This window comes from Erwinia sp. L03-1, from assembly GCF_058686115.1.
Map to the genome: position 1 here is coordinate 4,843,549 of NZ_CM178762.1, position 13,935 is coordinate 4,857,483.

12 protein-coding genes and 1 pseudogene are annotated in these 13,935 nt (G+C 53.3%); 5 read left to right on the plus strand and 8 right to left on the minus strand.

Features of this window, described 5'->3' with window-relative positions:
• Positions 1-21 precede the first annotated feature (21 nt).
• From pstB to gbpA, 3 genes are all read left to right on the plus strand, one after another.
• Positions 22-792, plus strand: coding sequence for a phosphate ABC transporter ATP-binding protein PstB (gene pstB / locus AC4PCC_RS22180; protein WP_345829566.1), 771 nt, complete (start codon positions 22-24; stop codon positions 790-792).
• A 16-nt stretch (positions 793-808) separates the two neighbouring features.
• Complete coding sequence (gene phoU, locus AC4PCC_RS22185) at positions 809-1,528, plus strand: phosphate signaling complex protein PhoU (RefSeq protein ID WP_492125965.1); 720 nt, start codon at positions 809-811, stop codon at positions 1,526-1,528.
• 135 nt (positions 1,529-1,663) lie between these two features.
• Positions 1,664-3,121, plus strand: a complete 1,458-nt coding sequence (gene gbpA, locus AC4PCC_RS22190; protein WP_492125966.1) for an N-acetylglucosamine-binding protein GbpA — start codon at positions 1,664-1,666, stop codon at positions 3,119-3,121.
• Between the two features lie 117 nt (positions 3,122-3,238).
• Here the strand turns inward: gbpA and yieH are convergent, their stop codons facing one another.
• A complete protein-coding gene (gene yieH, locus AC4PCC_RS22195; protein ID WP_492125967.1) occupies positions 3,239-3,904 on the minus strand; it encodes a 6-phosphogluconate phosphatase in 666 nt (221 codons plus the stop codon).
• 207 nt (positions 3,905-4,111) lie between these two features.
• Here yieH and AC4PCC_RS22200 point away from each other — a divergent pair, with 207 nt between their 5' ends.
• A complete protein-coding gene (locus tag AC4PCC_RS22200; protein ID WP_492125968.1) occupies positions 4,112-5,425 on the plus strand; it encodes an NCS2 family permease in 1,314 nt (437 codons plus the stop codon).
• A gap of 51 nt (positions 5,426-5,476) precedes the next feature.
• Here the strand turns inward: AC4PCC_RS22200 and AC4PCC_RS22205 are convergent, their stop codons facing one another.
• Complete coding sequence (locus AC4PCC_RS22205; protein ID WP_492125969.1) at positions 5,477-6,205, minus strand: 4'-phosphopantetheinyl transferase family protein; 729 nt, start codon at positions 6,203-6,205, stop codon at positions 5,477-5,479.
• Positions 6,206-6,432: 227 nt separating this feature from the next.
• On the opposite strand from AC4PCC_RS22205, the gene AC4PCC_RS22210 reads away from it, so the two are divergent.
• Positions 6,433-7,314 carry a glucosamine kinase nucleotide-binding domain-containing protein gene (locus tag AC4PCC_RS22210; protein ID WP_492125970.1) on the plus strand — a complete coding sequence of 294 codons (882 nt, stop codon included), beginning with the start codon at positions 6,433-6,435 and terminating at the stop codon, positions 7,312-7,314.
• 605 nt (positions 7,315-7,919) lie between these two features.
• Here the strand turns inward: AC4PCC_RS22210 and AC4PCC_RS22215 are convergent.
• The 6 genes and pseudogenes from AC4PCC_RS22215 to rpmH form a co-directional block, all read right to left on the minus strand.
• Positions 7,920-9,173, minus strand: coding sequence for a hypothetical protein (locus AC4PCC_RS22215; protein ID WP_492125971.1), 1,254 nt, complete (start codon positions 9,171-9,173; stop codon positions 7,920-7,922).
• 239 nt (positions 9,174-9,412) lie between these two features.
• On the minus strand, positions 9,413-10,777 hold the full coding sequence (gene mnmE, locus AC4PCC_RS22220; protein ID WP_492125972.1) for a tRNA uridine-5-carboxymethylaminomethyl(34) synthesis GTPase MnmE: 1,365 nt from the start codon (positions 10,775-10,777) through the stop codon (positions 9,413-9,415).
• A 167-nt stretch (positions 10,778-10,944) separates the two neighbouring features.
• The gene (yidC, locus tag AC4PCC_RS22225; RefSeq protein ID WP_067700543.1) at positions 10,945-12,591 is read right to left on the minus strand and encodes a membrane protein insertase YidC; all 1,647 of its coding nucleotides are present in this window, start codon (positions 12,589-12,591) and stop codon (positions 10,945-10,947) included.
• A gap of 2 nt (positions 12,592-12,593) precedes the next feature.
• Positions 12,594-12,852 (minus strand): annotated as a pseudogene (yidD, locus tag AC4PCC_RS22230) (membrane protein insertion efficiency factor YidD).
• Complete coding sequence (gene rnpA / locus AC4PCC_RS22235; protein WP_073980918.1) at positions 12,816-13,175, minus strand: ribonuclease P protein component; 360 nt, start codon at positions 13,173-13,175, stop codon at positions 12,816-12,818. Before rnpA ends, yidD begins: the two are co-directional and overlap by 37 nt.
• A gap of 17 nt (positions 13,176-13,192) precedes the next feature.
• Positions 13,193-13,333, minus strand: coding sequence for a 50S ribosomal protein L34 (rpmH, locus tag AC4PCC_RS22240; protein WP_003849659.1), 141 nt, complete (start codon positions 13,331-13,333; stop codon positions 13,193-13,195).
• Positions 13,334-13,935 lie beyond the last annotated feature (602 nt).

Here is a 13,935-nt window from a genome sequence, read left to right on the forward strand (position 1 = left end):
ATGAACCATGCGAGAAGAACAATGGCTGACAACTCCTCCAGTAATATGATTCAGGTGCGAAATATGAACTTCTGGTATGGGAAATTCCATGCCCTGAAGAATATCAACCTGGATATTGCCAGAAATCAGGTGACCGCCTTTATCGGCCCGTCGGGCTGCGGGAAATCCACGCTGCTGCGCACCTTTAACAAGATGTTCGCGCTCTACCCGGAGCAGCGCGCGGAGGGGGAAATCCTGCTCGACGGCGAGAATATCCTGACCGCCAGCCAGGATATCGCCCTGCTGCGCGCGCGGGTGGGAATGGTCTTTCAGAAGCCGACGCCGTTCCCGATGTCGATTTACGAAAACATCGCGTTTGGTGTACGCCTGTTTGAAAAACTGTCACGTGCCGATATGGACGAGCGGGTACAATGGGCGCTGACCAAGGCTGCGCTGTGGATGGAAACCAAAGATAAGCTGCATCAGAGCGGCTACAGCCTGTCCGGTGGTCAGCAGCAGCGGCTCTGTATTGCGCGCGGCATTGCCATTCGCCCTGAAGTGCTGCTGCTGGATGAACCCTGCTCGGCGCTGGATCCGATTTCCACGGGCCGTATCGAAGAGCTGATCACCGAGCTGAAGCAGGATTACACCCTGGTGATCGTTACGCACAATATGCAGCAGGCGGCGCGCTGCTCCGATCACACCGCCTTTATGTACCTGGGCGAGCTTATTGAGTTCAGCGATACCGACACGCTGTTCACTAAACCGCACCAGAAGCAGACTGAAGACTATATTACCGGCCGCTACGGTTGATTGACGGGAGAACACGATGGATAACCTTAACCTCAACAAACATATCTCCGGGCAGTTCAACGCCGAGCTGGAGCATATCCGTACCCAGGTGATGACCATGGGTGGGCTGGTGGAGCAGCAGCTTACCGACGCCATCACCGCGATGCATAACCAGGATGGCGAGCTGGCGAAGCAGGTCATTGCGGGCGATCAGCAGGTCAATATGATGGAAGTGTCGATTGATGAAGCCTGCGTGCGGATCATTGCCCGGCGTCAGCCCACCGCCAGTGATTTACGGCTGGTGATGGCGATCATCAAAACCATTTCCGAGCTGGAACGCATCGGCGACGTGGCGGATAAAATCTGCCGCACCGCCCTGGAGAAGTTTGGTCAGCAGCATCAACCGCTGCTGGTGAGCCTGGAGTCGCTGGGCCACCATACTATTCAGATGCTGCATGACGTCCTGGACGCCTTCGCGCGTATGGATCTCAATGCCGCCGTCGAAATTTATCGCGAAGACAAAAAGGTCGACCAGGAGTACGAAGGCATCGTGCGGCAATTGATGACCTATATGATGGAGGATCCGCGCACCATTCCCAGCGTACTCACCGCCCTGTTTTGCGCGCGTGCCATCGAGCGCATTGGCGACCGCTGCCAGAATATCTGCGAAATCATCTTCTATTTCGTAAAAGGGCAGGATTTCCGCCACATCGGCGGCGATCAGCTGGATAAACTGTTAACGGATGACAATAGCTGATCCCTCCGGCCTTAGTTAAGTATAATTATTCAAGCTTAAGAGGATGTTGCTTGAGCCCTTTAGGTAAATCACTGAGTATCCGATTTTTCGGTATTTTTCAGCCTGATGAATATTTATCTAAAGGGAATGCAATTTATGAAGTTAAAGATCCTCGCATTAGCTATTTCCACTCTGACGGTTACCGGTGCCTGGGCGCACGGTTATATTCAGGAGCCAGCCAGCCGCGCGTATCAATGTAAACTGGGCAAAAACCTGGACTGTGGTAATGTCACCTGGGAACCACAAAGTGTCGAACAAATCTCCGGTTTTCCGTTTACTAAGCTCCCACGTGACGGTGAACTGGCCAGCGCAAGTATCCCGACTTTTGCGCAGCTGGATCGTCAGTCTGCGGATGCATGGGCGAAAACGCCGTTTAAATCAGGCAAGCAGAAATTTACCTGGAATCATACCGCACCGCATAAAACCGTCAGCTGGACCTATTACATCACCAGGCAGGATTGGGACGCGAACAAACCCCTCACCAGAAGCGCCTTTGAGTTAACGCCTTTCTGTACCGTACCGGGCAATAATCGGGCACCTGCACGCTCCGTAACCCATGAATGTAGGGTGCCAGAACGTACCGGCTATCAGGTGGTTTATGGCGTCTGGCATATTGCCGATACGGTTAACAGCTTCTATCAGGCTATTGATCTGGACTTTGGCAGCGGCAGCGATCAAAACCAGACTCCTGCAGAAAGTGAATGGACGCAGCTGAGTGGTGTGCTTTACGGCAAGGACCTTAAGGTCGGTGATACTGTTTCAGTCAGCTTTTTCGATACCAATGGGATAATAAACGCTCTTAAGTATCAGCTGAACATTACCAGCGAAGATTTGACTGATAAAAATCGCTGGTCAAAAGCCCTGGCGGAGGTGATTAACAAAGAATCTCAGGGGCGGCTTCAGGCCGGAGTGATGAACAGCACCACGAAAGCTATCGAGCCCGTATTCGGACATAACAACCTCTATACCCGTAGCGATCTCTCAAGCGTTAAAAGCTTCGCACTCTCTTATACGGAAAATCAGGCGCCGGCGATTCAGGAACGTATTACCTTAAGCCATCTCACGGCTGAAAAAATCAAAGGCGGGAAATCGGAGGTTAAATTTAATGTCCATGTGTCTGGTAAGCTGAATATTGAGGCAAAAGTTTACGATAGTGCTGATTTGGTCAGAGGGTATCTTAAATCCGAGCTGAATAATACCAACAGGGCGCTGAGTATTCACCTTGATGGTGTTGAAGCGGGGGAATATATTTTCAAGGTTATCGCAACTAACGAAAAAGGCGATATTCTGCAGCCAGAATATATTAAATTCAGACTGGAAAACGATCCTTCAGAGGCCAGGCCTGACGCTGAATTAAACGATCTGCCTGTCTTCCCGGCCGGTATTTCAGATTATAAAGCCGGGACGCGCGTTATTCAGCAAAAAAACCAGAAAGTTTATGAATGCCTGCCGTTCCCCAACAGCGGATATTGCAAGCAGTGGAGCCAGAGCGCAAACCAGTTTGAACCCGGCGTGGGTTCGCACTGGCAGATGGCATGGAAACAGATGAACTGAGTTGATGCTGCCCTCGGGGCTGACCCCCTCGCGGGAGGAAAAGCTGTTTATCTTTCCTGACGGAAGATAACCCATTTTTATCCAGTGAACACGCCTGGCTTAGGGTGTTCACTGCCTTTATTTTGTGGTCAGATCCCAGCCACGTGCCTTCCACAGGCCCGGCAGCTGCGCCATATCATCAAACGCGGTCACCAGCGGATGGTCGATCGGCTTATTATGGGCATCCGCACAGTAATAAAATACCGGGATACCCGCGGCAACGCCGGCGTTAGCGCCCGCTTCGGAGTCATCCACCAGAATACAGTTGTCCAGTGGTACGCCCATCTGTTTCGCCGCGTGGACCATCAGGTCCGGGTCCGGTTTCCAGCTGTTGATATCGTAGCCGCTGTACAACCGGTCATCAAAAAAGCGGCGCATCTTCGTCAGGCCCAGCGAATGCTGCATTTTCGGCACGGTGCCGTTTGACACCACGCAGACGGGCACGATTATCTGCTCCAGCAGGGCATAAGCGCCTGATATCGGCTTAAGTTCAAGGTCAAAAAGGCGGGCAACTTCTGCCCGCCAGGCGGATTCAAACTCCTCCACCGGCACGGTCAGGTTAAACCGGTTAGCGACGGTTGGAATAATCTCGTACAGCTTGACGCCTTTATATTTCTCAAACATCTCCTGCAGCGGCAGCTCCGCCCCAAAGCGGGCAAAGATGTTGACGTAAGCCTGAGCACAGAGTAATTCGCTGTCAACCAGCGTCCCGTCGCAATCAAAAAACACACAGCTAACAGACATGGTGGGTTCCTGTATTCATTATCATCATGCCACTTTACCTGTCTGACACCGAAATGCGACCTGCAATTGTCAATTCCCGTTAGCGGCAGCGATCTGAAGGTAAATGCGGCGCAATCGGTTGCGAAAAAACCGCCCGGCCGTCTACCAATATTAAATTTTTAGGTTAGGATAGCCGACGATAACTTCTCTTCGTTCTGGAATCACACAATGAATAATCCTGGCCTGTTACAGCGGATCTTTAAACTGCAGGAGCACGGCACGACCGCGCGCACGGAAGTGATTGCGGGATTCACGACCTTTCTGACGATGGTCTACATCGTTTTCGTGAATCCTCAGATCCTGGGTGCAGCGGGCATGAATACCCAGGCGGTGTTTGTCACCACCTGCCTGATTGCCGCGTTCGGCAGTATTCTGATGGGCCTGGTGGCCAACCTGCCGGTTGCGCTGGCACCGGCAATGGGACTGAATGCGTTTTTTGCCTTTGTGGTGGTAGGGGCCATGGGCATTTCATGGCAGGTCGGCATGGGAGCGATATTCTGGGGGGCGACGGGCCTGCTGCTGCTGACTATTTTCCGCGTCCGCTACTGGATGATCGCCAATATTCCTCTCAGCCTGCGGGTGGGCATTACCGCCGGTATCGGCCTGTTTATTGCGATGATCGGTCTGAAGAACGCCGGCATTGTGGTTGCTAACCCGGAGACGCTGGTGGCCGTCGGCCACTTAACCTCCCATAGCGTACTGCTGGGGGCGCTGGGCTTCTTTATTATCGCCATTCTGGCGTCACGCAATATCCATATTGCGGTACTGGTCTCCATTGTGGTGACCACGCTGATTGGCCTGGCCATTGGCGATGTGAAGTACGACGGGGTATTCTCCGCGCCAACGGGCGTCACGTCGATTATCGGCCAGGTCGATCTGGCCGGGTCGCTCAACGTCGGCATGGCGGGGATCATCTTCTCCTTTATGCTGGTGAATCTGTTCGACTCCTCCGGTACGCTGGTCGGCGTAACGGATAAAGCCGGTCTGACCGATGAGAAAGGCACCTTCCCGCGTATGAAGCAGGCGCTCTATGTCGACAGCATCAGCTCGGTGGTTGGCTCATATATCGGCACCTCTTCGGTGACGGCCTACATCGAAAGCTCATCGGGCGTCGCTATCGGTGGCCGCACCGGGCTGATGGCGGTGGTCACCGGGATCCTGTTCCTGCTGGTGATGTTCCTTTCACCCCTGGCGGGTATGGTGCCGCCCTATGCGGCAGCCGGTGCCCTGATTTACGTTGGTGTACTGATGACCTCAAGCCTGACGCGGATAAAGTGGGAGGATCTGACCGAAGCCGTTCCGGCTTTCGTTACCGCTATCATGATGCCGTTCAGCTTCTCCATCACCGAGGGGATCGCACTCGGTTTTATCTCTTACTGTGTGATGAAGCTCGGCAGCGGTCGCTGGCGTGAAATGAGCCCCTGCGTCATCGCCGTGACTCTTCTGTTTGTTCTCAAGATCGTCTTTATTGACGCACACTAAGATAGATCGCGGACAGCAGGTAAACCTGCCTGCTGTCGGTAAGAGTCGTCATTACGGCTCCCTGCGTTTTTCTGGCAGGGAGCTGATTAATTTCAACGTGCGCGGCCCCATCTTCTTCCCCTCGATAGCGGTAATAGAAACCCAGCGATCGCCCCCTTCATACTGCCAGAGATGCAGGCGTTCGCTGCCCGGCGTGCGTGCGCAGGACCAGACCATAAACTCCTCCGCGTCGGAAATGGCCTGAATGTCGGGAAAGGCCTCTGAGCGCAGACGCCCCGATGCGGGAAACAGCCGTAGCGGCTGCGACTGGTCATTATCCGGAAGCTTCAGTATGCTCTGCCTTATCATCCATAGCTGGGCCGCCGCTTCATCCGGATCGTTTTGGGCGTTAATCCACGCTTTTTCGCCCGAAGAGAAGAGGGTGGAAAACTGTTTCTGCAACTGCCGACTGTGGGCCCGAAAAATATCCATTGCCAGCCCAACTGCACCCTCTTCATCAGCCAGCAGGATGCCGACAATATTGCCGGTATAGGCGATGCTGAAATCAGGAAGCTGCGGATCGACAAAGCAGGGGCGGCCACTGGCCGTCACGGTAAGCTCGGGCAGGGAAGTTATGCCATAAACGTGCAGCATCAGCTGTGCCAGCAGCGTGCGGGAAGCCAGATAGCGCCTTCGACGCCTGTCAGGCAGCCCGGCAGCATAGCGGATCAGGGTGGGCGGGAGGTGCTGCGCGGGTATCCCGGCCCAGTCGGGCGTCCAGCGCGCGAAATGACATGCCATTGGTCACTCCATGATAATGGTCGGGGGTCGTCTTCGCTATTGTAAGAATTTTCTTAAGCGATTACACGTCGCTTTGCCGGGTTCGGGATAAATTCGGATTATTGGCACTTTTGCCTCGCTCCACTGTTCTCCGCAGACGATGTTTTGATTGCGGTTCAGCCTGTTTTAACTCAGGATTTGCACCATAACGCTGGATCACCTGGGGCGCGAGAGGGGAGAAAAAACCTGTGCAACCTCACTATTTTCTGAGTATTGATGGCGGCGGTACGCGATGTCGCGCCCGGCTCACTGACCGTCAGAATCATCTGCTGGCCGAAGCGGTTGGCGGGCCCGCCAACGTCTGGTCACAGTTTGAGGCGGCGCTGGCAAGCGTGGAGGCACTGACAGAGCGGGTGATGACGGCGGCAGGGCTGCCACCCGCCGCGCGGGCACAAACCGCAATGGTTGCCGGTCTTGCGGGGGCCAATGTCGCCTCGGTCAAAGCCCGCCTTGCCGACTGGCAGCCCGTCTGCGCCTCTTTGCGGGTGGTGGGCGACGTGGATATTGCCTGTCTGGGTGCACATCAGGGCGCGCCCGGCGCGGCGCTGATCGTCGGCACCGGCAGTCAGGGCGTCTTATGGGATGGCGAGCGCTTTTCCCGGGTAGGCGGCTGGGGTTTTGCGCTATCCGATCACGGATCGGGTGCCGAGCTGGGACGCCGCACCCTGCGGCTGGCGTTGCTGGCTCATGAGGGCATTGTGCCCGAAACGGCGTTCACCGACCGCGTGATGGGCAGGTTTGATCGCAGCCCGGAAGCCATGCTGCTGTGGACGCAGCGGGCAATGCCCGCCGACTGGGGCAGCGTGGTGCCGGAGGTGTTCGCGGCGGCGCAGGCAGGCGATCCCCACGCAGACCAGCTGATACAGCAAACTGCTGATGATATCGCGCTGCTGGTGCGGCGACTGATGGGGGCCGTTGGCGGTCGTCTGGCGTTAATGGGCGGCCTGGCAGAACCTGTCCAGCCCTGGCTTGCGCCCGACATTCTGGCGATGCTGGTACCGCCGCTGGGCGATGCCCTCAGCGGCGCAGGCTGGCTGGCGCGGCAGGGTGAATACTTTGCTTCGCGTTAGGCGATCATGGGACAGTAACTACCGTAATTATCATTGCAGTAGCCGCGACTTTCCGGATTCAGCCTGCGCAGGCGGGCCGGTCATAATCTGGAACTTCTGACGAGTGTAATAACGAACTGCTTCGTTTCAGCAATATTCAGCAGGGATGAATTAAGTTTGTTTACGGAAAAGTGCGGCCAGTTTGCCGAGCTGCACCTGTAGGGTAAGACGACGACTCACTGCAATAAGCCTGATGCCCTTCCGGCGGGGTTCCTTGATGGATCATATTACCTTCTTTGAACACCCATAAATACCAGGGTTAATGGTACCCAGGAATCGCGTCGTTTTTATAAATATCATCCCGGGGAGTAAATTATGGGATCAGCCGCACAGGGCTTATACTGTTTACTGCGGTGAGTGAGCTAGCGTATATTTCGTTAGAAAACGCTTTTAACGTGCAGGGTTTAGATATCCAAACTCTCCCAGCAGATCCATGGCCTGAACAATACGAATAAAAAGCATCCTTAATTATCCATGAAATTACGGATGATGACACGAGCACAGGATCGGTGAAACTATCCTGCACTCGAAGTATATTAGAAGTAAATATTTTTCATCATGAACAATTATCTTGGAAGGAACTTTGCATTGTCGACTCTTTCGACCTCTTTTAGGGTGAAATTGTAAACATTCGATGATATAATTTTCATCTTGGTAACTATGAAATGAGCCTTAGGAGAATACAGTATTTCTCCCTCACCTTTATCAAATGCCATGCCATTTTGAACATATATATCATTGCCGCTGTTGCCTCTCACCTTGAACATCACTTTAACGCTACTCTGACTGCGGTTAGCGAAATCATTAGCTTTTTTTTCATCGCTGGAGGTGGAAAAGAATTGTCCGGTCTGATAAACAGTATAAGTTTTATTTTGCACATCGGTTTTAAATTGACTGACTAAAGTTTCAATCGAATCATCCGTCATTCCTTGCCCACGGTAGGTGGTATTCATTTCATTTGAAGGGGTATAAAAATCATCAATGGCGTTTTTTACCAGTTGGGGTAACTGAGCACATCTATTTATGATCATTCTTTTAACCTCTGCTCCTCTACGGTAAAAAATGTTATCACCAAAGGCTTTACGATATTCATTAACAACTTTATTGCCGTTCAATTTGCCACCTTCGCGCATCAGGCCATACTGGTGACGCGCTTCATGGTTGATCGCTTTACAACCCGCGTTACTCTGATAGATTGTTGAAAAATCTTCCCGCTTAATGTCTCCTTCTCGCTTATCTTTTGTTAATTCTCTATATGTTTCCCCTATTTCATCCAGTTCCAGGCTAATATGTTTTCCTTTTTCCGTTAATTCTTTAATTTTGATGACGTTTATGTTGTACTCTTTTATTAATTTATCCCTCTCGCTCATTTGATTATTGTTTTTTTTCTCGATAGTTTTAATTGCAATTTCAGCTGAGAGCTTATCGGTGCGGGGGTTTATTTTTTCAGCTGAGAGCTTATTGGTGCGGGGGTTTATTTTTTTTACGGCATCTCTACATTCTATTTTATATCGATATCCATGAAATAATTTTTTTAATAAATTACGAGGCTCCCCATATTTAAAATGATCTTCTTTCAGCCGCACGCGGGCATGTTTACCGTACTTATCTGCTACCTTATTAAGTTCTATCAGGGATAAATCATTAGAGGAAATAGTCTTTTTATAGGGATCAATTTTGCAAGCTAGAATAGCTTGAGTGTTTTTTATTTCTGAGATCTCCCACGTAATATTTTTTTGTTCCTTCCTACACTTATTTCTCCGATTTACCACCATTTTCGTAGTGAGTGGAGTGTTTTGGTTAACAGCGCTCGCTGGCATTTTTCTTTCCTTTATTGTATGGATGTTGAGTAGTGCCAAATATATACTAATATATAATTATTACAGGTTTTTATATGAAAACTATCATAAAGCGATTAAACGCATGGAATAGCAGGCTGCCGGATTCAATTTTGCAGTGCAAAGCTAAGCAGCCAGTCTTAGCTCTGTCACGATCATTGAAGATTGCCGGGAGCCTGAACTCGGGCAGAAATTACATCTGTTAACTTAGAGACTCCGTCTCACTTCCCAATGCAGAAGCTGGAGAAAATCCGGCCTAACAGGTCATCGGAGGTGAACGCGCCGGTGATCTCACTCAGGCAGTTCTGGGCGGCACGCAGCTCCTCCGCCAGTAGCTCGCCCGCTTTTGCCCCCACCAGCTGCTCGCGGCCGTCAAGTAAGTGAGTGGCCGCTAACTCCAGCGCCTGAAGGTGACGACGGCGGGCAAGGAAGCCACCTTCCATATTACCGGCAAAGCCCATGCTCTCTTTCAGATGGTCGCGCAGCAGGTCGATCCCCTCGCCGGTGCGGGCCGAGAGGCGGATAAGTGAGTGACCATTCACTGTCGTCATTACCAGCGCTTCGCCGGTGACGTCCGCTTTATTGCGTACCACGGTTATCGGCAGCGCGGCGGGCAGGCGGGCAATAAAGTCGGGCCAGATGTCCGCAGGCTCGGTGGCCGCCGTAGTCGTGCCATCAACCATAAACAGCACGCGATCGGCCCCTTCGATTTCGCGCCAGGCCCGTTCAATACCAATCCGCTCCACTTCATCGCCGGCCTCGCGCAGGCCCGCCGTATCAATAATATGCAGCGGCATACCGTCGATATGGATATGCTCGCGTAGCACGTCGCGGGTGGTGCCGGCGATATCGGTGACGATGGCCGCTTCGCGTCCGGCCAGCGCATTCAGCAGGCTGGACTTACCGGCGTTAGGACGGCCTGCTATCACCACCTTCATTCCTTCGCGCAGCAGGCTGCCCTGACGCGCTTCGGCCCGGACGGCCTCAAGGTCGCTAATCACCTGGTTAAGCAGGGCCTCGATTTTCCCGTCGGAGAGGAAGTCGATCTCCTCATCCGGGAAGTCGATAGCCGCTTCGACGTAGATCCGCAGGTGAGTAAGTGCTTCCACAAGATGGTTAACGCGCAGTGAAAATGCCCCCTGGAGCGAGTTCACCGCCGAGCGCGCCGCCTGTTCGGAACTGGCATCAATCAGGTCGGCAATCGCTTCTGCCTGGGCCAGATCGAGCTTATCGTTCAGAAACGCACGCTCGGAGAACTCGCCGGGACGGGCGATGCGCACGTTCGACATCGACAGGATACGCCGTAGCAGCAGGTCAAGTATCACCGGGCCGCCGTGGCCCTGTAGCTCCAGGACGTCTTCGCCGGTAAAGGAGTGAGGGCCGGGAAACCACAGGGCGATCCCCTGATCCAGCGTGCTGCCGTCCAGGTCGCGGAAGGGCAGATAATCGGCGTAGCGCGGTTTGGGCAGCTTGCCCAGCAGGGCCTGCGCCACGTCGGCCGCCTGGCTGCCGGAGATACGCAGGATACCCACACCACCCCGGCCGGGCGGCGTCGCCTGGGCGACGATAGTTTCGCTTTGACTCATAATCCACTCTCGTTTAGGCAAAAAAATAAGGCGGTCAGTTGACCGCCTTATTCTACCATCCTTCATCTGTCACGGTGCAGGCGCGTTAGTGTTGTAACGCCCGGCCTGTCCATCGGCCCCACTCTTTCCTTATCGCCTGCATGCCGCGCAATGACCGGACAGCGTTCTTATGCTTTCTTTTTGTCGCGGCTGTGAAGGCCACGTTTTTCCAGGCCGCGATAAATCAGCTGCTGCTGGAGGATGGTCACCAGGTTACTGACGATGTAGTACAGTACCAGACCTGCCGGGAACCACAGGAAGAACACGGTGAAGATGACCGGCATAAAGGTCATAATCTTCTGCTGCATCGGGTCGGTGACGGTGGTCGGCGACATCTTCTGGATGAAGAACATCGTGATGCCCATCAGGATCGGCAGGATGTAGTACGGGTCCTGTGCAGAGAGGTCATGGATCCACAGGGCAAACGGCGCATGGCGCAGCTCAATGGAGCCCATCAGCATGTAATACAGCGCCAGGAAGATTGGCATCTGAATAACCAGCGGCAGACAGCCACCCAGCGGGTTTACTTTCTCGGTCTTGTACAGCGCCATCATCTCCTGACTCATACGCTGTTTGTCGTCACCGAGACGCTCACGCATCGCCTGGATTTTCGGCTGAAGCATACGCATCTTCGCCATCGAGGTGTACTGCGCCCGGGTCAGTGGGTACATGATGCCACGCACGATAAAGGTGATAACGATGATGGAGAAGCCCCAGTTACCGATAAAGCTGTGAATGAACTTCAGCAGCTTAAACAGCGGCTGAGAGATAAACCACAGCCAGCCGTAGTCAACCGTCAGGTCCAGATGCGGCGCAATCGCGGCCATCTTGTCCTGAATTTCCGGGCCAACCCACAGCGTGGCAGCCAGATTCTGCTGCGAGCCTGGCGCGACGGTGACGGGCGCAGACTTGTAGCCGACGGCGGCAATACCGTTACCGAGGTTGCTGGTGTACAGCGTATTGGTTCCGGCGGTGCGCGGTACCCACGCGGTGGCGAAATACTGCTGAAGCATCGCTACCCAGCCGTTGCTGGTAGTGGTGCTCAGGTTTTCGTTATCGCTGATTTTGTCGAATTTGTACTTCTCGTAGTTAGTCTCACTGCTGGAGTAAGCCGCGCCACGGAAGGTGTGCAAGGCAAAGTTGTTGCTGCCGGTATCACGATGCTTAGGCAGGTCAATGGTCTGCTTCAGCTGGCCGAACATCGCCACTTCCAGCGGCTGCTGGGTGGTGTTGTTAACCTGATAATCGACGCCGACCGCATAGTCACCGCGCTTAAATACGAAGGTTTTGGTGTAGGTCGCGCCGTTTTCAGCAGTGAACGTCAGCGGGATACGCAGTTCGCTCTGGCCGTCAGCCATCTCATAGTTATCCTGAGAGGCAGTAAACAGTGGGCGTGCGCCATTAGCCGGATTATCCGGGCCGTTACGACCGGTCAGACCGCTCTGTGCCTGATACAGAAAACCTGGGGTCGTTTCCAGCAGCTCAAATGGCTGTGAAGAACCCAGTTTGTCAGGGTAAGCCAGCAGCAGTGCCTGCTCGATATCACCACCGCGGGTGTTGATATGTAAAGACAGGACATCAGTCTTAACGGTGATCGTTTTGCCCTGGCCGCTGGCAGGTACACCCTGATTGGCGGCATCACCGGCTGAGCTGGTCGTGTTCTGTGTGGTCTGGGTCTGCACAGGCTGCGGAGCATGGTCCGTTTGCCAGGCTTGCCAGATCATAAAGGACACGAACAGAAAAGCGATGAGAAAAAGATTGCGTTGCGAATCCATCGTTAATGTTCTCTGGTATCAATGGTTATTTGGCGGCACCGGATCGTCACCACCCGGGTTTAAAGGATGGCATTTTAATACGCGTTTCGTCGTCAACCAACTGCCTTTTATTACGCCGAACCTGCGCAATGCCTCAATACCGTATTGAGAGCAAGTTGGATGAAAACGACAGTGGGGTCCTAAGAGAGGGCTGATTACGCGCTGATAGACGCGAATCAGCCCAATCAGGAGCCGCGAGCCAGGCGACAGTGTCGACGCCATATCTTCTCCAACGCTTCCGCCAGCGCCTGGTTATCCAGGTCGGCAACCCCTTTTTTCGCCACCACTACAAAATCCATAGCGGGCAGGTCATGCTGACGCAGACGAAAGCTTTCGCGGGTCAATCGCTTGATCCGGTTGCGTTCATGCGCGCGCTTGACGTGTTTTTTGGCGACGGTAAGACCGATGCGGGGATGCCCCAGCGAGTTCAGGCGGCCGAGAATAGTAATTTGCGGCGTGCCAGCTCTTTGTGGCTGCTGGAAGACGAAGGTGAAATGAGTGGGAGTTAACAAACGTAACTCCCTGGGAAATGCGAGCTTAACCACTCAGCGGTTAGCTTTTATTACTTAGAAACGGTCAGACGTGAACGGCCTTTAGCACGACGACGTGCCAGAACCTGACGACCATTTTTTGTTGCCATACGAGCACGGAAACCGTGTGAACGGTTACGCTTCAGTACGGACGGTTGAAAAGTGCGTTTCATGGCGATTTCTACCTAAACTTGGAAAATTTCACTTGGTGACGCGTTTTCATGGTCAGAAAACCGACCGACGCCTCAGTGTGTCTTTAATAAAGAGGCGGGATTGTAATAATTGTACAGTCCGGAGTCAATTTACTTCGCGTTAAAGTCGCGTCTGGATGTCCCGTTCGACCGCAAAACCAGCCGGTTCGGGCCAGAGCGCTATACGCCGGGGCGAGAATTATACGGCGTTGGGGATAAAGCGCAAGGATCGGCAGGGATCTTCTGGCGATCCCGTTGCAGAAAGCGTGCAATAATAACGTGATGGAAGCGTAAAAATCCTGCGAATGCAGAGGATCCTGAATGCCTTTTGGCCGTGAAGGGGTACACTTATCACCGCGCGTCAGTGCCTGTGGATAAAATGGATCAAAACTGTGTAGAAAGTGAAGATCTCTGCCGCGCTTTACGCTATGATCCGCCCTTCCGTTAGCGATCCTCAGGGTCTGCCTGCAACGGAGTAACCGTGGATAGCGGTTCGTATGTGCGTCATCTGCATGCGTCAACAATGATGAATTTATCGCTTCAGCGCCTTTTTTCTTATCGAATTTTTTCGAGTGGAGTCCGCC